The 20247-nt window shown below is 74.3% G+C and carries 16 protein-coding genes and 1 riboswitch; of the genes, 5 read left to right on the top strand and 11 right to left on the bottom strand.

Translation table 11 applies throughout. The features are described from left to right. Positions 1-466: 466 nt before the first annotated feature. Positions 467-1399 carry an SCO1860 family LAETG-anchored protein gene (locus ABZZ17_RS27605; protein ID WP_356879665.1) on the top strand — a complete coding sequence of 311 codons (933 nt, stop codon included), beginning with the start codon at positions 467-469 and terminating at the stop codon, positions 1397-1399. Between the two features lie 40 nt (positions 1400-1439). Here ABZZ17_RS27605 and ABZZ17_RS27600 read toward each other — a convergent pair whose 3' ends face one another. Together ABZZ17_RS27600 and cobC are read right to left on the bottom strand one after the other, a co-directional pair. Next, entirely contained in the window at positions 1440-2678 is a 1239-nt protein-coding gene (locus ABZZ17_RS27600; protein WP_356879663.1) for a CapA family protein, read from the bottom strand. A gap of 149 nt (positions 2679-2827) precedes the next feature. Beyond that, entirely contained in the window at positions 2828-4237 is a 1410-nt protein-coding gene (gene cobC, locus ABZZ17_RS27595) for an Rv2231c family pyridoxal phosphate-dependent protein CobC (protein WP_356879673.1), read from the bottom strand. A 185-nt stretch (positions 4238-4422) separates the two neighbouring features. Here cobC and ABZZ17_RS27590 point away from each other — a divergent pair, with 185 nt between their 5' ends. Next, on the top strand, positions 4423-5148 hold the full coding sequence (locus ABZZ17_RS27590; RefSeq protein WP_356879661.1) for a ZIP family metal transporter: 726 nt from the start codon (positions 4423-4425) through the stop codon (positions 5146-5148). Between the two features lie 13 nt (positions 5149-5161). Here the strand turns inward: ABZZ17_RS27590 and ABZZ17_RS27585 are convergent, their stop codons facing one another. The 7 genes from ABZZ17_RS27585 to ABZZ17_RS27555 form a co-directional block, all read right to left on the bottom strand. After that, positions 5162-6538 carry a cobyrinate a,c-diamide synthase gene (locus ABZZ17_RS27585; protein ID WP_356879659.1) on the bottom strand — a complete coding sequence of 459 codons (1377 nt, stop codon included), beginning with the start codon at positions 6536-6538 and terminating at the stop codon, positions 5162-5164. 5 nt (positions 6539-6543) lie between these two features. Continuing rightward, positions 6544-7143, bottom strand: a complete 600-nt coding sequence (cobO, locus tag ABZZ17_RS27580; protein WP_281206645.1) for a cob(I)yrinic acid a,c-diamide adenosyltransferase — start codon at positions 7141-7143, stop codon at positions 6544-6546. Next, on the bottom strand, positions 7143-9293 hold the full coding sequence (locus ABZZ17_RS27575) for a putative cobaltochelatase (protein ID WP_356879657.1): 2151 nt from the start codon (positions 9291-9293) through the stop codon (positions 7143-7145). Before ABZZ17_RS27575 ends, cobO begins: the two co-directional genes overlap by 1 nt. Before the next feature lie 106 nt (positions 9294-9399). Further along, complete coding sequence (locus ABZZ17_RS27570) at positions 9400-10965, bottom strand: cobyric acid synthase (RefSeq protein ID WP_356879655.1); 1566 nt, start codon at positions 10963-10965, stop codon at positions 9400-9402. Beyond that, on the bottom strand, positions 10962-11936 hold the full coding sequence (locus ABZZ17_RS27565; protein ID WP_356879653.1) for a cobalamin biosynthesis protein: 975 nt from the start codon (positions 11934-11936) through the stop codon (positions 10962-10964). The genes ABZZ17_RS27570 and ABZZ17_RS27565 overlap by 4 nt, the downstream gene beginning before the upstream one ends. Positions 11937-11994: 58 nt before the next feature. After that, positions 11995-12082, bottom strand: a riboswitch (cobalamin riboswitch). 152 nt (positions 12083-12234) lie between these two features. Next, positions 12235-12456: a hypothetical protein gene (locus ABZZ17_RS27560; RefSeq protein ID WP_356879651.1), complete on the bottom strand. Its 222-nt coding sequence runs from the start codon at positions 12454-12456 to the stop codon at positions 12235-12237. Between the two features lie 28 nt (positions 12457-12484). Continuing rightward, positions 12485-13765 (bottom strand): inorganic phosphate transporter, encoded by a 1281-nt coding sequence (locus ABZZ17_RS27555; RefSeq protein WP_356879649.1) that lies wholly within the window; start codon positions 13763-13765, stop codon positions 12485-12487. A 377-nt stretch (positions 13766-14142) separates the two neighbouring features. On the opposite strand from ABZZ17_RS27555, the gene ABZZ17_RS27550 reads away from it, so the two are divergent. Beyond that, positions 14143-15273: an alpha/beta fold hydrolase gene (locus ABZZ17_RS27550; RefSeq protein ID WP_356879647.1), complete on the top strand. Its 1131-nt coding sequence runs from the start codon at positions 14143-14145 to the stop codon at positions 15271-15273. 287 nt (positions 15274-15560) lie between these two features. After that, on the top strand, positions 15561-16901 hold the full coding sequence (locus ABZZ17_RS27545) for a hypothetical protein (protein ID WP_356879671.1): 1341 nt from the start codon (positions 15561-15563) through the stop codon (positions 16899-16901). A 23-nt stretch (positions 16902-16924) separates the two neighbouring features. Here the strand turns inward: ABZZ17_RS27545 and ABZZ17_RS27540 are convergent, their stop codons facing one another. Next, positions 16925-17320, bottom strand: coding sequence for a VOC family protein (locus tag ABZZ17_RS27540; RefSeq protein ID WP_356879645.1), 396 nt, complete (start codon positions 17318-17320; stop codon positions 16925-16927). Between the two features lie 76 nt (positions 17321-17396). Then, positions 17397-18287: a neutral zinc metallopeptidase gene (locus ABZZ17_RS27535; RefSeq protein ID WP_356879643.1), complete on the bottom strand. Its 891-nt coding sequence runs from the start codon at positions 18285-18287 to the stop codon at positions 17397-17399. Positions 18288-18578: 291 nt separating this feature from the next. Between ABZZ17_RS27535 and ABZZ17_RS27530 the strand changes: the two genes are divergently transcribed. After that, positions 18579-20177 (top strand): ABC-F family ATP-binding cassette domain-containing protein, encoded by a 1599-nt coding sequence (locus ABZZ17_RS27530; RefSeq protein ID WP_356879641.1) that lies wholly within the window; start codon positions 18579-18581, stop codon positions 20175-20177. The last annotated feature ends 70 nt before the right edge of the window (positions 20178-20247 follow it).

Here is a 20247-nt window from a genome sequence, read left to right as displayed (position 1 = left end):
GTACTGGACGTACTTGGCTTTCGCCCGGTGCGGCGAGAGCGCGTGCCAGGCGTCGCGGGGCAGACGGGAGTTTGACGACAGGCCCTAGTGCCGTGCCGGGCGTCGCGATCCGGTGGACCTTTCCTGTCACGGCACCGGCGCCGGTCGCCCGTCGTCGAAGTCCCGTCCGTCCGGCGGCGTGAGCGCGGTGTTGACGGGCCGTGACGTCGCGGCCCGTCGCGTCGTTGAAAGTGCCTCGTCAGGGCAGGGAGGCGCCCTTTCGGCGGGACGGGGGAGCATCCGCGTGCCGCGTGGGGCGCGATGAATCGAATGTGTGCGTGGAAACCACCCGTTGGAGTGAACTCACGCCAGGTCGCCGCCCGTTCACTCACAGTGCGTAAAAATTCCCAGGGTCGAAGCCGTCGGCGCGCGCAATGTCCCCCATTGGCGGCGCGACGGCACCCATCTCCCCGGGGGTTCCACCACCTTGAACAGCAACACCTTCCGCATGCCCGCGGCCGCCCTGCTCGCCGCGGGGGCGGTCGCCCTCCTCACCGCTCCGCCCGCCCTCGCCACGGGCGGCACCGGCGGCGGGAGCGAAGGCAGCTCCGGCGCCGTCGTCCTGCGGACCGGACTGGACGTGAGCCTGCTCAACAAGGCCGTCAACGTACCGCTGAAGACCACCCTCAACGAGGTCAGCGCCCCGGAGACGGCCCAGAAGACCGCCCTCACCGTGACCCTCGACGGGGTCGACCAGGGGCAGCCGGTCAGCGTCCTCCAGGCCGAGGTCGCCACCTCCAAGGCGACCGCCGACAAGAAGCGGGCCGAGGCGGAGGCGAACCTCGCCAAGGCCCGGGTACACGTGCCGGGCCTGCCCAAGCTCTCCCTCGTCGAGGTGGAGAAGGTCACCTCGAAGGCCGTCTGCGAGGCGGGCAAGAAGCCCGTGGCCACCTCGAACGTCCTCGGGACGGTGACCGCCCTCGGCAAGAAGGTCACCCTGTCCGCCGGCGGTCCCACCCGCCTGGAGGTCCCCGGCGTGGGCGTGGTCACCCTGGAGCTGTCCGGGACCGAGACCACCTCCACCACGGCCGCCGCGGCCGCACTGAAGCTCAAGGTGTCGGTGAACCCGCTGAAGCTGAACGTCGCGGAGGTCGAGGGCGAGATCGTGCTCGCCGAGGCGCACTGCACCTCCCCGGCCGGCCCGGCCCCCAGCCCCTCGGCCACACCCGCGGCGGTGAAGCCGGACGTCAAGCAGCAGACCGGGACGGGCACCAAGCCGGCCGTCACACAGGCCAACCTCGCCGAGACCGGGGCCGGTTCGGTGACCCCGTACGTGGCGGGCGGCGCGCTGCTCCTGCTCGGCATCGGCGGCGGCGCGCTCGTCGTGACCCGGCGCGGCAAGTCCGCACAGGACGCGTGACGCCGGCCGGTCCGAAGGCCCCGAGCCGCGGCCGGGGCCCTCAGCGGGTGGCGTGCTCCAGACCCTGCGCGGTCGCACCGCGCGAGGTCACGGCCTCGGTGACCTGCCGGTCGACGCGCCCGTACTCGGAGCGCTTCGCCGCCGGGAGGGCGGTGTCGGAGGCCGCGCAGGAGGCGCAGACCACCCGGAACGGGGGCCCCATGTCCGAGTACTGCGTGAGGTACTCGGCCTTCACCACCTCCCAGCGTCCCGGACGCTCCGCCGACGGCGAGAAGGTGAACCGGGGGACCGAGGACTGGTTGCCGCGCAGTTTGTCGGCCGGAACGAAGCTGGCGACCTGGTCGCCCATGCCGAAGACCACCCAGGTGCCGTTGATCTTCTCGTAGGGCTGGGGCACGTGGTTGTGCGTGCCGATGACGAGATCGATGTCGGGGAGGCCGTCCGCCGAACGCGAGGCGGTCAGGGCCTGCGCCAGTTCGCGCTGCTGCTGGTCGGGGGCGGTCTGCCACTCGGTGCCCCAGTGGACGCTGAGCACCACCACGTTCGCGCCGGCGGCCCGGGCCGCCCGGGCGTCGGCGACGATGCGGTCCTGGTCGATGAGGTTGACCGCCCACGGCTTGCCCGCGGGGAGCGGGATGCCGTTGGTGCCGTAGGTGTACGACAACTGGGCGACCTTCGCGCCGCCCGCCGCGAGCAGGGCGGGGGCCTTGGCCTCCTCGGCGCTGCGGGCGGAACCGACGTGGGGGATCCCGACCCGGTCGAGGTGGTCGAGGGTGCGGACGAGGCCGTCGTAGCCGTCGTCCAGGGTGTGGTTCGAGGCGGTCGAGCAGCTGTCGTACCCGGCGTCCTTGAGGGCGTCGGCCAGCTGGTGGGGGGCCTTGAAGGTGGGGTACCCGGTGTAGGGGCCGCCGGGCCGCCCGTACGGTATCTCGTGGTGGCATATCGCCAGGTCGGCGGCGGACACCAGGGGTTTGACCCCGGCGAGTATCTTGCGGAAGTCGTACTCGCCCGCCTTGCCGGCGTCGTCCGCCGACCGCTGGACGATCGACGGGTACGGGATGATGTCGCCCGTCGCCACCAGGGTGAACGGCTTCCCGGACACGGCGCCGCCGCCGCTCGCCGCCGGGCCGGGTTCGGTCGTGCCGGGCCTGCCGCCGAAGCGCTGGTCGGCGGCGCTCCCGCCGCCCCCGTCCAGCAGGACCGGTACGGCGTAGACGGCCGCGCCCCCCACCACCACGAGCCCGGCCAGGGCCGCCCCCATCCGCGCCGATGCCTTCATGGCCGCCCCCCGTCGTCACCGCCGAACGCGCCCATCGTAGGCGCGCCCCGCGCCGGCCGCCCCCGGGGCCCGGCTCCCCGCCCGCCGGACCCGGCCTCGCCGGGTCCTCGCGCCCGCCCCGGTTCCGCTCGCGCCAGGGCCGGGCGGGGTCAGCGCGCGGACAGGGCGAGCGCGTGGTCCAGGGCCTGGAGCAGGCGGCCCGTCGTGGCGCGGTCGCGGACGGCGAGGCGGAGCCAGGAGTCGTCGAGGCCCGGGAAGGTGTCCCCCCGCCGGACCGCGAAGCCGAGCGCGCGCAGCCGGGTCCGGACCTCCCCCGCCCCCTCCACCCGGATCAGGACGAACGGCCCCTCCGCTTCCCCCACCACCGTGACCTCGTCGAACTCCGCGAGCCCGGCCAGCAGGTGCGCCCGGTCCACGGCGACCCGCCGTGCGGCGGCCTCCGCCTCGGCCAGCGCGGGCGGTGCGAGGCAGGCCTCGGCCGCGACCAGCGCCGGGGTCGACACGGGCCACAGCGGCTGCGCGGCGGCCAGCTTCGCGATCACCTCCGGCTCCGCCAGGACGTAGCCGATCCGCAGCCCGGCCAGCCCCCACGTCTTGGTCAGGCTGCGCAGCACCACCAGGCCCGGCACGTCGAGCCGGCCGGCGAGGGCCTCCCGCTCGCCCGGGACGGCGTCCATGAACGCCTCGTCGACGACGAGGATCCGGCCCGGCCGGGCCAGCGCGGCCAAGGTGGCGGCCGGATGCAGGACGGACGTCGGGTTGGTGGGGTTGCCGACCACCACCAGGTCCGCCTCCTCCGGCACGTCCGCCGGATCCAGCCGGAAGCCGTCCGCCGCCCGCAGGACCACCCGCTCCACCCGCCGGCCGGCGTCCCTCAGGGCCGCCTCCGGTTCGGTGAACTGCGGGTGCACCACCACGGGACGTACGGCGTCCAGGGCCCGCGCGATCAGCACGAACGCCTCCGCCGCCCCCGCCGTCAGCAGCACCCGCTCGGCCGGCAGCCCGTGCCGTGCCGCGACGGCCGCGCGGGCCGCCCGGCCGTCCGGGTAGGCGGCGAGGTCCCCGAGGCAGGCCGCGATCCGTTCCCTGAGCCACTCCGGCGGCGTGTCCGCCCGTACGTTGACGGCCAGGTCGACCAGTGCGCCGCCCGCGTCCAGCACTTCCGCGTCACCGTGGTGGCGCAGGTCGTGCGGCTGGACGGTGGCCACGGCGCAGGTCGCCGCCACCGAACGGCGCTTGGGCACCAGCAGTTCCCCGCCGCCCGCCAGCGCCGCCGCCTCCGCGACGGAGGCGGTACCGGCGGCCTCGCGCACGGCGGCCGAGGGATGCGGTACGGAGATCCGCGCGAGTTCCTCGGCGGGGTAGCCGATCAACGGCACGCCGAAACGTTCCGCCGCACCCGTGATGCCCGGCTCCGAGGCCTTCGTCTCCACCGTGGCCAGCGCCGTCACCGCCTCCGCGGTCAGCCCGGCCCCGCGCAGGGTCTCCTCGACCAGCGCGCAGACCTCCGCCACGGACACCCCCGCGCGTCCGCCGACCCCGACCACCAGCCGTGTCACGTACTCGCCCACCGGGGTCCTCCCTCCTTCGTCACGGATCCGGTCGCGGTCTCCCGCCCGGCACCCGTCCTCTGTCGTCCGCTTTCCGCCGCCCGCCGGCGGCCGCGGTCCTTCGTCAACACGGTGTCGCCCGCCACCCGCGCACGGAAGTGCGCGTACGTCCCGCAGTCGGTATTCAGGGGCACATGGCGGTGATCGTGGCGTTGGGCGCGTTCCTGATGACGCTGGCGGGCGGATGGACGGCGCAACGCGTCACCGACCGCCGCCACCTCGTGCTGGGCCTGGCCGGAGGGCTGATGCTCGGCGTCGTCGGCCTCGACCTGCTCCCCGAGGCGATGCACGCGGCGGGCAGCGAGGTGTTCGGCGTGCCGCTCGCCCTGCTGCTGTTCGTGGCCGGCTTCCTCGTCGCCCACGTCGTGGAGCGCCTGCTGGCCGTGCGCCAGGCCGCGCACGGCGCCGAGGACGGGACCCGGGTCCCGCAGGTCGGGCTCACGGCGGCCGCCGCGATGGTCGGCCACAGCCTCGCCGACGGGGTCGCGCTGGGCGCCGCCTTCCAGGTAGGCGGCGGCATGGGCCTCGCCGTCGCCCTGGCCGTCGTCACCCACGACTTCGCCGACGGGTTCAACACGTACACGCTCACCCGGCTGTACGGGAACGACCGCCGCAAGGCCCTGATGATGCTGTTCGCGGACGCCGCCGCGCCGGTCGTCGGCGCCGCGTCCACCTTGCTGTTCACCCTTCCGGAGGAACCTCTGGGGGCGTACCTCGGTTTCTTCGGCGGGGTCCTGCTGTACCTGGCGGCCGCCGAGATCCTGCCCGAGGCGCACCACGAACACCCCGCCCTGTCCACGCTGATGTGCACGGTGGGCGGGGTGGCCGGGATCTGGCTCGTCGTCGGCCTGGCGGAGTGAACTCACCGGCCGGTCACCGGTGCCGCGCCGCGGCTTCCGCGAACCGGCGGGCCACGGACGGCCGGGCCGCCCAGTGGGTGTGCAGGTAGCTGGCGTGTACCCCGTCCCGTACGAAGCCCTCGACCCGGCGTTCCGGACGGGTGAACCCCCAGGCCGGCGCGGAGCCGGCGCCCGGCTCGATCACCGTCCGGTGGAACTCGTGCCCGCGCAGCCGGGTACCGGCGGCGGCGAGGGCGCTGTCGGACACCGCGACCGCCTCGCGGTAGCCCAGCGTCAGCCGCTCCGACATCCGGGCGTCCGCGTCGAGCACCCCGCACATCGGCTTCCCGTCCAGGGTCCGGGCCAGGTACAGCAGCCCGGCGCACTCGGCGGCGACCGGCCCGCCCGCCGCGGCGAACGCGGCGACGGCCCCGCGCAGCGGCTCGTTGGCGGACAGCTCCGGCGCGTACACCTCGGGGAACCCGCCCCCGATCACCAGGCCGGCCGTGCCCTCGGGCAGCGCCTCGTCCCGCAGCGGGTCGAAGGTGACGACGCGCGCCCCCGCGGCGGTGAGCAGTTCCGCGTGCTCGGCGTACGAGAACGTGAACGCGGCCCCGCCCGCGACGGCGACGACGGGCCGCCCCCGGACGCCTTCCGCATCCGGCGGCGCGTCCTGTGCCAGGGCCGCCCCCGGCGACCAGGGTTCGCACTCCAGGGCCGGCGCCGTCCGGGCCAGCGCCAGCAGCGCCTCCAGGTCACAGCCGGCCCGGACCTGTTCGGCCAGCGCCGCCACGGCGTCCACCGCGTCCGTACGCCGCTCGGCGACCGGGACCAGGCCCAGGTGCCGGGACGGGGTCGCCACCTGGGGAGCCCGCCGCAGCACGCCGAGGACCGGCATCCCGGCCTCCTCCAGCGCCTCCCGGAGCATCACCTCGTGCCGGTCGGAACCCACCTTGTTGAGGATCACCCCGCCGAGGCGGACCTGCGGGTCGAACGAGGCGAAGCCGTGGACCAGCGCCGCCACCGAACGCGACTGCGAGGAAGCGTCCACGACCAGCACCACCGGCGCCCGCAGCAGCTTCGCGACCTGGGCCGTCGAGGCCAGCTCACCCCGTCCCGCGGCCCCGTCGTACAGGCCCATCACGCCCTCGACCACGGCGAGGTCGCACCCGGCGGAGCCGTGCGCGAACAGCGGGGCGACCAGTTCCGGCCCGCACATGAAGGCGTCGAGGTTGCGGCCCGGGCGGCCGGTGGCCAGCGCGTGGTAGCCCGGGTCGATGTAGTCGGGCCCGGCCTTGTGCGGGGACACGGCGAGGCCGCGCTCCGCGAAGGCCGCCATCAGGCCCGTCGCCACGGTGGTCTTGCCGCTGCCGGAGGACGGCGCGGCGATCACCAGCCGGGGCACGTTCACGGACGTCACCACTCGATGCCTCTCTGGCCCTTCTGGCCGGTGTCCATCGGGTGCTTGACCTTGGTCATCTCCGTGACCAGGTCGGCGAACTCCACCAGCTTCTCCGGCGCGTTGCGGCCCGTGATCACCACGTGCTGGGTGCCGGGACGGTTCCGCAGCACCTCGATGACCTCGTCCACGTCGATCCAGCCCCAGTGCATCGGGTACGCGAACTCGTCGAGGACGTACAGCTTGTGCGTCTCGGCGGCCAGGTCGCGCTTGACCTGCTCCCAGCCCTCCTTGGCGGCCTGCTCGTTGTCGAGCTGCGCGTCGCGCTGGACCCAGGACCAGCCCTCGCCCATCTTGTGCCAGACGACGCTGCCGCCCTTGCCGGTCTCCCCGAGCGCCTTGAGCGCGTTCTCCTCGCCGACCTTCCACTTCGCCGACTTGACGAACTGGAACACCCCGATCGGCCAGCCCTGGTTCCAGGCGCGCAGCGCCAGCCCGAAGGCGGCCGTCGACTTGCCCTTGCCCGGGCCGGTGTGGACGAAGACGAGCGGACGGTTGCGGCGCTGACGCGTCGTGAGTCCGTCGTCCGGAACGACGGACGGCTGTCCCTGAGGCATTACGCGGCCCTCCTGTTGCTGCTGTGGGAAGCGGGGGAAGTCACTGAGGTGCGGACGTTCTTCACGAGCCCGGCCAGCGAGTCTGCCCGCAGCCCGTCGAGCGTGACGGAGGGACCGCCGAGGTCCGCGGCCAGCACCCCGGCCAGCCCCAGCCGGACCGGGCCGCTCTCGCAGTCGACGACCACCGAGGTGACCCCCTCCGACCCGAGCAGCCGGGCGGCGCGCTCGGACAGCTCGCGGGGCGTCCCGGCCGCCGAACCGCCCACACCGCCGGCCGACGTGGCCCGGCCGTCGGTGACGACGACGAGCAGCGGCCGCCGCGAGGGATCGCGCAGCCGCTCGATCCGCAGGACCTCGCGGGCCTTCAGCAGTCCGGCGGCCAGCGGGGTGCGGCCGCCGGTGGGCAGCCGCTCCAGCCGCGCCGCGGCGGCGTCCACGGACGAGGTCGGCGGCAGCGCCAGCTCCGCCGCGCCACCCCGGAAGGTGACCAGGCCGACCTTGTCCCGGCGCTGGTAGGCGTCCAGCAGCAGGGACAGGACGGCACCCTTGACCGCGCTCATCCGCTGCCGGGCGGCCATCGAGCCCGAGGCGTCGACGACGAACAGCACCAGGTTGCCCTCGCGGCCCTCGCGGGTCGCCTGCCGCAGGTCGTCCTTGCGCACGACGAGGCCGGGTCCGCTGCGCCCGCGCGCCCGCTGGTGCGGGGCGGCCGCCTGGACGGTCGCCGCCAGGTGCAGCTTCGTCAGCTGGCCCCGGGGGCGCCGGGCGCCGGTCGTCTGCCCGTGCGCGGTACGGGCCCGCGAGCGCCGGCCGGCCGCGCCGCCCTCGCCGAGGCCGGGCACGCTGAGCATCCGGGTCCGGAACGGCTCGGAGGCCCGTACCGCGGCCTGTTCGGGCCCGTCGGCCCCCGCTTCGCCCTGGGCGGGCTGCGGTTCGGGGGACTGCGGGGCTTCCGCGTCGGCCGCGTCGGCCGTGTCGTCCTCGGACACCGGCGGCTCCGTGTGGCGCTCCGGCTGCTCGGGGCCATCGCCGCGCGGGGGCGCGCCGCCGCCGTCGGGACCGCCGTCAGGGCCGCCCTCGGGGCCGTCGTCGTCCGGACCCTCGGGCTCCGGGTCGGGCTCGGGTTCCGGCTCGTCGTCGGGGAAGCCGTCCAGGATCTCGTCGAGCTTGTCCTCGTCGAGGCCGGGGGCGTCGAACGGGTTGCGCCGGCGCCGGTGCGGGAGCGCCAGCAGCGCCGCCTGCCGCACGTCCTCCTTGCGGACGGCGGTCCGCCCGGCCCACGCCGCCAGGGCGGTCGCCGTACGGGCCATCACGATGTCGGCGCGCATGCCGTCGACCTCGAACCCGGCGCAGGTGGCGGCGATCCGGAGCAGCGCCGTGTCGTCGAGCACCACCTTCGGGAGCAGGGCCCGCGCGGCCACGACCCGGGCCCGCACCTCGTGCTCGTCCCCGGCCCAGCGGCCCGCGAAGCCCGCGGGGTCGTCCTCGTAGGCGAGCCGCCGGCGCACCACCTCGACGCGCAGGGCGGGTTCGCGGGAGGCCGCGACCTCCACCGTCAGCCCGAAGCGGTCCAGGAGCTGCGGCCGGAGCTCGCCCTCCTCGGGGTTCATGGTGCCGACGAGCAGGAAGCGGGCGTCGTGCCGCACGGAGACGCCCTCGCGCTCCACGTACGAGGCGCCCATCGCGGCGGCGTCGAGGAGGACGTCCACCAGGTGGTCGTGCAGGAGGTTGACCTCGTCGACGTACAGGATGCCGCGGTGCGCGTCGGCGAGCAGACCGGGCTCGAAGGCCTTCACGCCCTCGGCGAGGGCCCGCTCGATGTCGAGGGCGCCGACGAGGCGGTCCTCCGAGGCGCCGACCGGCAGCTCCACCATCCGCGCGGGGCGCGCGGCACCGGGTCCGGGCCCGTGGGGGCCGTCCGGGCAGTCCGGGTCGGGCGCGGCGGGCGCGCAGGAGAACCGGCAGCCGGCCACCACGTCCACCTGCGGCAGCAGCGCGGACAGCGCGCGCACGGCGGTGGACTTGGCGGTCCCCTTCTCGCCGCGCACGAGCACACCGCCGACCGCGGGGCTGACGGCGTTCAGCAGCAGCGCCAGCCGCAGGTCGTCCTGGCCGACCACCGCCGTGAACGGGAAGTGGGTGCTGCTCATCCGCTGATCACTCCTTCGAGTGGACTGCGCCGGCCGCTCGTCGAGCGGCGGCGGCCCTCGGTCCTATGGGTGTTCGGGTACGCGTCCCCGGGGACGCGGCGGTGCGTCACGGCGCACCCGGCGGCAGGAACGGCAGCCCGTCCGGTGCGCCCGACTCGATCAGCCGCAGCAGCGCCCCGGTGTCGGCGTGCTCCTCGATCAGGTCGCCCAGCAGGTCGAGCTGTTCCTCGCGCAGCAGACCGAACGAGGTGTCAGGGGCCGGGACGAAGCGCCTCCCGGCGGCCGCGGCCACCTCCCGCAGGAAGGCCCGGCGGAAGCCGTCCGACTCCAGCGAGCCGTGCCAGTGCGTCCCCCACACGGCCCCGACCCGGCAGCCGTCCAGGAACGGCTCCCCGCCCAGCACCTCGGCGACGCCGTGATGGATCTCGTACCCCTCGACGGGCTCGCCCAGCGCCGATCCGGAAGGCCGCGCCAGGGTCTTCTCCCGCGCGAACCGGACCCGTACGGGCAGCAGGCCGAGGCCGTCCACCGCGCCGGCCCGGGATTCGACCTCGTCCTCGATGTGCTCGCCGAGCACCTGGAAGCCGCCGCAGATGCCCAGCACCGGACGGCCCTCGGCGGCCCGCCGCGCCAGCGCGCCGGCGAGGCCCCGCTCGCGCAGCCAGGCCAGCGCCTTCACGGTGCCGCGCGTGCCCGGGACCACGACCAGGTCGGCGTCGGCGAGTTCCTCGGCCCGGTCCACGAACCGCACGACCACGCCCGGCTCGGCGGCGAGGGCGTCGACGTCGGTGAAGTTCGACATGAGCGGCACCGCGCACACCGCGACCCGCAGCACGTCCTCGCCGACCGGCGGTGCCACCAGGGACTCCCGTACGGCTCCGCGCAGCGATACCCGCAGACCGTCCTCCTCGTCGATGCCCAGCCCGTGCCGGAACGGCAGCACCCCGTACGTCGCCCGGCCCGTGAGCCCGCGCAGCATCTCCATGCCGGGCTCCAGCAGGGAGACGTCGCCCCGGAACTTGTTGACGAGGTACCCGGCGATCAGCGACTGGTCCTCGGGGGACAGCAGCGCGGTCGTGCCGAAGAAGGACGCGAAGACGCCGCCCCGGTCGATGTCCCCGACCACGACGACGGGGAAGCGCGCGGCCCGCGCGATGCCCATGTTCACGATGTCGGTCCGGCGCAGGTTGATCTCGGCCGGACTGCCCGCCCCCTCGCAGATCACGGCGTCATACGTGCCCCGCAGCCGCTCCAGGCAGTCCGTGACGACGCCGAGGAGCCGTTCCCGGTGTCCGCCGGGCTCCGCCGGCCCGGGGGACGCCGAGCCGGGGCCCGCGCTCCCGAAGAACCCGCGCGCGCTCATCTCGCCGACCGGCTTGCCCAGCAGCACCACCTGGCTGCTCTGGTCGCCGCCGGGCTTGAGCAGCACCGGGTTCATCAGGGCGGTCGGTTCCACCCGCGCCGCCTGGGCCTGCATGGCCTGGGCCCGGCCGATCTCGGCGCCCTCCCGGGTCACGAACGAGTTCAGGGACATGTTCTGGGCTTTGAAGGGGGCCACCTTCACCCCCTGCCGGGCCAGCCACCGGCAGATGCCCGCCGTGACGACGCTCTTGCCCGCGTCCGACGTCGTACCGGCGACCAGCAGTCCGCCGCCGCGCTTCGCGCCGCTCATGCGCGCCCCCTCCGTGTCGTACGCGAGACCAGTGTCCGGGTGGCGGCGGTCCGGGCCAGGGCGCAGGCGCCCAGCGCCAGCCAGGTCACCCGCCGCGACAGCCGGACGGCCCGCTCGATGTCGGCGACCTCCACCGGCCGGCCGGCCGCGCCGTTCAGCACGGCACGGTGCTCGGTCCGTCCGCCGTAGGCCAGCGTCCCGCCGAGCCGGACACCGAGCGCCCCCGCGAAGGAGGCCTCGACCGGGCCCGCGTTGGGGCTCGGGTGGGCGGCGGCGTCGGCGCGCCAGGCACGCACGGCTCCCCGCCGGTCGGGACCGGCCACGACGGCGGCGAGAGCCGTCAGCCGGGCCCCGGGCCAGCCGGCCAGGTCGTCCAGCCGGGCCGAGGCCCAGCCGTAGCGCAGGTGGCGGGGCGACTTGTGGCCCACCATGGCGTCGAGGGTGTTCACGGCGCGGAAGGCCAGCAGCCCGGGCACCCCGGCGACGGCCCCCCACACCAGGGCCCCCACGACCGCGTCGGAGGTGTTCTCCGCGACGGACTCGACGACGGCCCGGGCCATCTGCTGCCCGTCCAGGGACTCCGGGTCGCGCCCGCACAGGTGGGGAAGGCGTTCGCGGGCGACCTCGGTGTCCCCGGCGGCGAGCGCCCCGCCGATGGCGCGGGCCTCCCGGCCCAGCGAGGTGCCGCCGACGACGGCCCACGTGGCCGCTGCGGTCAGGGCGACGCGGGCGGCCGCGGGCCGGGAGCGCACGGCGCGGGCGGCCAGCGCACCGACGGCGGCCGCGCCCCCCGCGCACACGAGGGCGTGGAGGACGCCACGGCCGCGGTCGTCGCGCCACAGGGCGCGTTCGACGGCGGCGGCGGCGGTTCCGAAGGCGGCCACGGGGTGCCCGCGGCGCGGATCCCCGAGGATCCGGTCGCCGATCAGGCCCGCCGTGGCGCCGTACGCGAAGACGCGGTCGGCACGCATGGTGGCAGGTATGTCCTCACTCAGGGTCCGCGCCCTGGTTCGACGTGTCCGGCGGCGAGAGTTCCTGGCTCCCGGGGCCGCGCACCGCGTGCGCTGACCCGGTGACAGTGGCGGGACCGCGCCGGATTCGCACCGGACTTCCTCTTCCATGCCGCCGTATTGGCTCGGGCAGTCCACCACGCACCGCGAACGCCCGTCAACTTGCCGTTGACCTGCGGCGGGTTCGGGCGGGGGGCGCACCGGGGGTACGCGAAAGCTCCCTCCGGGAGGACCCGGAGGGAGCTTCGGACACGTCGTGTCAGGCGACGATCAGGTAGATCCCGTACGACACGGCCGCCGCGCACAGCGCGAAGCAGGCGTAGGCGCCGGTGCGCGCCAGGGCCGCGGTCCCGCCGTGCTCGGTGGCGGCCTCGTGCTTGGAGAGGCCCACCAGGCCCAGGGTGAAGAGGGCCACGAGGGCGACGGTGGCGGAGAGGCTGACTCCGAAGACGGAGCCGAGCGATGCCCAGTCGATGTTCATGCCGCTGATACCTCTGTCGTTCTCGGGGTCAGACCGCCGCGGCCGGAGCCGCGGGGGTCGTCGGGGTCGCCGTCGAGGCCGGGATGGTGGCCTTGAGGTCCTCGTCGGTCACGGCGGCGGTGGTACCGGCCGCGGCGGTGGTCGGCGGGACGGTGACGGCGGCCATGGCCGTGGTGACGACACCGGGCTCGTCCGTCGTGGTGGCGGTCTCCACCTCGTTGACGTTGTGGTGGTCGACGACCTGGCGGCGGGAGATGACCCAGATGGCGAAGCAGGAGGCGACCAGGAAGACGGTGACCGCGGCGATGCCGACGTCACCCGTGCGCATGACCAGCTCGGCGCCGGCGGCGACGAGGGCCGCGGCGGGCAGGGTCAGGCCCCAGGCGATGAACATGCGGGTGGCGGTGGACCAGCGGACCACGCCGCCCTTGCGTCCCAGGCCGGAACCCATGACGGCGCCGGAGCACGCGTGGGTGGTGGAGAGGGAGAAGCCGAGGGTGGAGGAGGCCAGGATGACGCTCGCGGCCGAGGTCTGGGCGGCGAAGCCCTGCTGCGGCTGGAGGTCGGTGAGGCCCTTGCCCATGGTGCGGATGATGCGCCAGCCGCCCAGGTAGGTGCCCATCGCGATGGCCAGGCCGGCGGAGACGATGACCCAGACCGGCGGGTTGGCCCCGGCGGGCAGGGCGTTCCCGGCGACGAGCGCCAGGGTGATGATGCCCATCGTCTTCTGCGCGTCGTTGGTGCCGTGCGCGAGGGAGACGAGACCGGCCGAGGCGATCTGGCCGGCGCGGTACCCCTTGGCGGAGGTCTTCTCGCCGACGTTGTGGCCCAGCTTGTACGTGAGCTTCGCGGCCAGCATCGCGGCGACACCGGCGACGATCGGGGCGGCGATCGCGGGGATCAGCACCTTCGTCACGACGACGCTGCCGTTGACCGCGCCGATGCCGGCGGAGGCGACCGCGGCGCCGATCAGGCCGCCCATGAGGGCGTGGGAGGAGCTGGAGGGCAGTCCGACCAGCCAGGTGACGAGGTTCCAGAGGATCGCGCCCACCAGGGCGGCGAAGATCACCTCTGGCTGGATGCCTTCCTCGTTGACCAGGCCCTTGGAGATCGTCTTGGCGACCTCCACGGACATGAACGCGCCGACGAGGTTCAGCACGGCGGACATCGCCACCGCAGTCTTGGGCTTGAGGGCGCCGGTCGAGATGGTGGTGGCCATCGCGTTGGCCGTGTCGTGGAAACCGTTCGTGAAGTCGAACACGAGAGCGGTGATGATCACGATCCCGAGGAGAAGCGTTATGTGCTCCATTTACCCAGGCTTCTGTTTGACGTCAGTGGCTCGGCGACCGTAGGCAACCTGGATGAACGGAAGGTGAACTGGGTCGGGCCGAGTGGTGTCCGCGGGCGGCGCATGATCGGGACCTTCGCCCCGATTCCACCGTGAATATAGCGATTGGTGCACGTCAGGGCCGGGTGAACACACCCCTCCCGAAAGGTCTTCCGGTACGGGTGTCCCTGCCGAAGGCGCCCCGGAAGAGACCCAGATCACGTCCTGGAGCCCCTCGTGCGCCCGCTCCCCGGCAGGCGTGCCGGCTCGCCTGCTCACCCGTTCCGGTTGTGCGCGCCGCGAGCGCGGAAGGATCACCTCCGGTGGCCCCCGCGCCACACCGCCTCGACACTGGAGCCGTGCGTACCGCCACAGCGACGGCAGCGGCCGTCACGACGACCCTGATCGGTGCCGGAGCAGCCGCTGTCGCGGCCGGCCGGTACGCCGCCGACGCCGCCCTGCGGCCCGAACCCGGGCGCCCCCTGCCCGGCGGGCCCCGGCTGAGCGTCCACTCCACCGACCCGGGCCGGATCACCCTCACCCGTTCGCTGGCCTCCCTGCGCCCCGGTACGTACGGACTGACCGCGCCCGGCGTGCACGCGGTGGTCGGCCCCGTCCTCCCCGACGTCCCGCACGGCCCGGACACCGTCGTGCGCCGCCTGCTCGCCGTCACCCACGGCAGCCTGGAACCCGGCAGCCGCGTCACGCTCACCCCCCAGGTGTACCTGGGCAACCCGCGCTCCGCGCTCGGCCTCGAACACGCCGACGTGGACGTCCCCGGCGAGCTCGGGGCCCTGCCCGCCTGGTTCGTGCCCGCGGCCCGGGACACCTGGGTGATCACCGTGCACGGGCTCGGCACCGGCCGCGAGCACCCGATGGTCCTCATGCCCTTCCTGCACCGCCACCACCTCCCGGTCCTCGACCTCGCCTACCGGGGCGACCTCGGCGCCCCCGCCTCCCCGGACGGCCTCGGCCACCTCGGCGAATCGGAATGGCGGGACCTGGACGCCGCCATCCGCTACGCCCTGCGCTACGGAGCCCGGCGGGTGATCCTGCACGGCTGGTCCACCGGGGCCACGATGGCCCTGCACGCCGTCGAACGCTCCGCCCTGGCCGACCGGATCTCCGGACTGGTGCTGGACTCGCCCGTCCTGGACTGGCACGCCACCCTGCGGGCCCTCGCCGCGGCCCGGCACGTCCCGCGCCCCCTGCTCCCGCTCGCGGTACGGGCCGCGGAGGGCCGCGCGGGGCTGCGCGCGGACCGCCGCCCGCCGGGCGCGGACCCGGCCGCCCTGCGCGTCCCGGTGCTGATCTTCCACGGGCCCGACGACGTGCTCGCCCCGTGGGAGCCCTCCCGGCGGCTGGCCGCCGCCCGGCCCGGCCTGATCACCCTGCACACGGTCGCGGCCGCCCCGCACGGGGCGATGTGGAACGCCGACCCGGCCGGGTACGAGGAGGCGCTGCGCCGCTTCCTCACCCCTCTCATGTAGGGGCCCCGCGGGGCCCCGTGGGGCACTCCCGTGTCCGGAATGTGACGGACTGTCGGGCGGGCTGTGTGGTGCCGGGGTGAAGGGGATGTGGCGGACGGGGCAGGGTGGCACGTTTGTCCCGCTTCGTCCACCCCGTGACCTGTGGAAACGCCTGGTTCCGTTTGGGCTTTCGGCCAGTGACGGGCGAGACTGCTTCCGTGACGTCCCGAAAGCCTGATGAGCAGTTGGCTCGCGACTCCAGACTCCGACTCGTCTCCCCGCGCTCCGTCGCCACGGCGCGCAAGGCGGTGACCGACCGGCGAACCCGGCCGGCCCCCCGGCCGCCGGCGGGCACCCCCGCTACGGCAGACCTGGCGAACAGGGCCCGCGCCTCCCTCGCCGACGCGGTACGGCTGGCCCGCTGGGCCGAGCTGAACCTCGGTGCGGGCGACGGCGGCCGCCCCGCACCCGCGGGCGCGCTGCCCGCCTCCGACGTGGAACGGGCCGCCGGGGAACTGCGCCTGACACACGGCCAGATCCGGGTCGGCTGGGACCGCGCCCGGCTCTCCGGCCTCGTCGAGGTGCACGGCGGCCACGCCCGCCCCGGCTGGCGCCTGCGCGCCTGGGACCGGGACGACACCGCGGTCCTGCGCGGCTGGGTCGCCCTCTTCGACGCCTGGTCGCTCGTCCACCCCGCCCCCGCCGACATCGCCCCCGGGGCCGTCGCCGAGGTCGTCGAGGCGATGCCCCAGCTGCTCTCCCTGCTCCAGTTGTCGGCCGGCCCCGTGACCGTCCCCGACCTGCTGGACCTCCTCGGTCAGCGCGTCACCGAACTCCGCGACGAACGCTGCGAGGTCCCCTACGCCGGCGACCCCGCCGGCACCCGGGAAACGGCAGGCGAAGCCGCCCCCGCCGAACCCCGCCCCCTCCCGCTCGCCCGGCTGCTGCGCTGGGCGCTCGGCGGCCTCGCCGCGGTCGACGCCGTCACCCTGGGCCCCGCACGGGCCACCCTCACCCCCCTCGGCAGCTGGGCCGTCTGGGTCAAACTGGAGCAGATCTGCGTCGCCGCGCAGAGCCCGGCCGGGAACATCGAGCAGTCCGCCGCCGCCATGCTCCACGGCTGCGCCCGGCTCACCCCGGGACCGGCCCGTGCCGAGTACCGGGCCTGGCTCGCCGCCCGCCCCGTCGGGCACGCCGTCAGCGAGCTGCTGCACGCCGCGCGGGGCGAGGACGCCCTCCTGCGCGGCCTGGCCTTCGAGGCCCTGCGCGTGGTCGGCGCGCCCGCCGAACCCGAGGTCCGCGCCGCCGTGCGCGAACCCGCGCTGCGCCCCTACGCCCTGCTGTGGCTCGCCGAGCACGACGGGGTCGACCCGGACGAGGCCCAGGAGGTCCTCACGGCCGAGGAGTCGACCTGGCTCTGGGTGGACACGGCGGCCGCCATCGCCGACCACGGCGAGGCGGAGCTGCTGGCCCGCCACCTCGACTCGGCCGTGCGCACCACCGTCCCCCGGCTGCTGGACGAGGTCCGCGCGGTCGGCCACCCGCGCACCGTGCAGGTCCTGGTCGCGCTGGCCGCCGCCCACCCCGACCCCGCCCTGGCCAAAGCGGTCCGCCGGGCGGCCTTCCAGGTCCACACCGGCGGCGCCTGACCCACGGGCGTACGCGCCGCGGATCAGACCTGCGGCGCGTACGTGCCGAAGCTCCAGACGTTGCCCTCGGCGTCGCGCGCCATGTAGTCCCGCGAGCCGTAGTCCTGGTCGGTCGGCTCCATGAGGATCTCCACCCCGTGCTCGGCGGCCCGGCGGTGGTGCGCGTCCACGTCGTCCACGACGACGTAGACCCCGGCCGGGCCGGCGCCCTCCATGACCTTGTCGAAGGCGCCGCCGGTGCCCTTGCTGCCGAGCATCACCATGCCGTTCCCGTACGACAGCTCCGCGTGCGTCACGGCGCCGGCGTCACCCTCGTAGACCGAGACCTGGGTGAATCCGAAGGCCTCCGTCAGCTGCTGGATCGCCGCCTTCGCGTCGCGGTAGAGCAGGGTCGGGACGATGGACGGAACGCCTGCCATGGCGATCACTTCCTCTCGTGAACGTGCGGGTGCGTACATGTGACCCGCACCACAGCATGGCAGGAGCCGCCGACCGTCAGCGGAAGGTGTTGCACTGGGCCATGTCGCCCGTGCGGTAGCCCTGGTAGAACCACTGCTGGCGCTGCTCGGCCGATCCGTGGGTCCAGGACTCGGGAGTGACCCGCCCCTGGAACTTCTCCTGGATCCGGTCGTCGCCGACCGCCGCCGCCGCGTCCAGCCCGTCCCGGATGTCCTGGTCGGTCAGCGTGGTGATCAGTGGCCGCCCGGTGGACTCGTCCGGGGTCCTCGTCGCGTTGTGCGCCCACACCCCGGCGTAGCAGTCGGCCTGGAGCTCGACCTTGACGGCGTTGCTGCCCGCGCCCTGCCGTCCGTCCTGCGCCCGCTGGAGGGTGCCGGTCAGGTTCTGGATGTGGTGCCCGTACTCGTGGGCCACCACGTACGCCTGGGCGAAGGGGCCGCCGCTCGCCCCGAACTTCGACCGCAGCTCGTCGAAGAAGCCCAGGTCGAGGTAGACCTTCCGGTCGTTCGGGCAGTAGAAGGGCCCGACCGCGGAGGTGGCCGCCCCGCAGGCGGTGCCCACCCGCCCCGTGAAGAACACCGTCTGCGCCGGGCTGTACTGGCCGCCGCGCCTCTGGAACTCCTGCTTCCAGAAGTCCTGGGTGCTGTTGACCACGGCGACCAGCCGGCAGTCCTCGCGGGTGTTGGCGTCCTGCCCGGTCCGGCAGGTCTGCTGCACCTGGCTGACCGACGAGGACGAAGGCGCCGGTTCCTCGTTGCCGGACGACAGCCCCAGCTGCTCGGGCCCCACACCGAACAGCAGGCCCATGATCAGGGCGATGATGCCGACGAGGCCGCCGCCGATCGTGGCCCTCCCGCCCGGGATGCGGCTGCCCCGCACGTCCTTGACCTCGGACGTGTCCAGATTGGCGTTGTCGTCGAACTGCATCCCGCACCGCCTCTGTGTTCATGCAGCCAGGGGGTCACGTGTCCGCCCCTGCGGCGAGTATCAACCCGTTCATCCTGATACGCGTCCCGGCCCTCCCGCGTGATCCGTGGGCCGAACGGGGGACGGACCGGCGCACCGGGGGAGCGGGCCCGTGGGGCCGGGCGCCCCGAAAAGTAGTTGCGCACCCCCGGTAGAATGGTCCGCATGGCAAATCTCCTTGCGGATTAGCGGCGTCGAAGCATCGCGCGTCCTGCCCCCCTTCCGCCGTCCCCACCGCCCTGGAGTATTTCCGTGATCACCGCAACCGGCATCGAGCTGCGTGCCGGCGCCCGAGTCCTCATCGAGTCCGCTTCCTTCCGCGTCGCCAAGGGCGACCGCATCGGCCTCGTCGGCCGCAACGGAGCGGGCAAGACCACCCTCACCAAGTGCCTCGCCGGCGAGGGCCAGCCCGCCGCCGGTGCCATCGCCCGGTCCGGTGAGGTCGGCTACCTGCCGCAGGACCCGCGCACCGGCGACCTCGACGTCCTCGCCCGCGACCGGATCCTCTCCGCGCGCGGGCTCGACGTGCTGATCAAGAAGATGCGCGCCAACGAGGAGCGCATCGCCACCGGCTCGGGCGGCACCCGCGACAAGGCGATGAAGCAGTACGAGCGCCAGGAGACCGAGTTCCTGACGAAGGGCGGGTACGCCGCCGAGGCGGAGGCCGCCACCATCTCGGCCGCCCTCGGCCTGCCCGACCGCGTCCTCGGACAGCCGCTGCACACCCTCTCCGGCGGTCAGCGCCGCCGCGTCGAGCTCGCCCGGATCCTCTTCTCGGACGCCGACACCCTGCTCCTCGACGAGCCCACGAACCACCTCGACGCCGACTCGATCGTCTGGCTGCGCGACTACCTGAAGAACTATCGCGGCGGCTTCATCGTCATCTCCCACGACGTCGACCTGGTCGAGACCGTCGTCAACAAGGTCTTCTACCTGGACGCCAACCGCGCCCAGATCGACGTCTACAACATGGGCTGGAAGCTCTACCAGCAGCAGCGCGAGGCCGACGAGAAGCGCCGCAAGCGCGAGCGCCAGAACGCCGAGAAGAAGGCCGCGGCCCTGAACTCGCAGGCCGACAAGATGCGCGCCAAGGCCACCAAGACCGTCGCCGCGCAGAACATGGCCAAGCGCGCCGACCGGCTCCTCGCCGGCCTGGAGGCCGTCCGCGTCTCCGACAAGGTCGCCAAGCTCCGCTTCCCGGACCCGGCACCCTGCGGCAAGACCCCGCTGACCGCCGAGGGCCTGTCGAAGTCCTACGGCTCGCTGGAGATCTTCACCGACGTCGACCTGGCCATCGACAAGGGCTCGCGCGTGGTCATCCTCGGCCTCAACGGCGCCGGCAAGACCACCCTCCTGCGCCTGTTGTCCGGTACGGAGAAGCCCGACACCGGCACGGTCGTCCCCGGCCACGGCCTCAAGCTCGGCTACTACGCGCAGGAGCACGAGACGCTCGACCCCGAGCGCACGGTGCTGGAGAACATGCGCTCCTCCGCCCCCGACCTGGACCTGGTGGCGGTCCGCAAGACCCTCGGCTCCTTCCTGTTCTCCGGCGACGACGTCGACAAGCCCGCGGGCGTGCTGTCCGGCGGTGAGAAGACCCGACTGGCCCTCGCCACCCTGGTCGTCTCCTCGGCGAACGTCCTGCTCCTCGACGAGCCCACGAACAACCTCGACCCGGCCAGCCGCGAGGAGATCCTGGGCGCGCTGCGCACCTACAAGGGCGCGGTCATCCTCGTCACCCACGACGAGGGCGCGGTGGAGGCCCTGGAGCCGGAGCGCATCATCCTGCTCCCGGACGGGGTCGAGGACCTGTGGGGTCCGGACTACCGGGACCTGGTCGCCCTCGCCTGACGGGTGCCCGGGGGAGTGATCCAGTCCCTTATGGATCATTCGGCTCAGGCGTGATCCATCATCTGAGTGA

Source organism: Streptomyces sp. NPDC006512 (assembly GCF_040611935.1).
Classification (GTDB): domain Bacteria; phylum Actinomycetota; class Actinomycetes; order Streptomycetales; family Streptomycetaceae; genus Streptomyces.
This window is presented reverse-complemented; position numbering and strand designations above follow the sequence as displayed.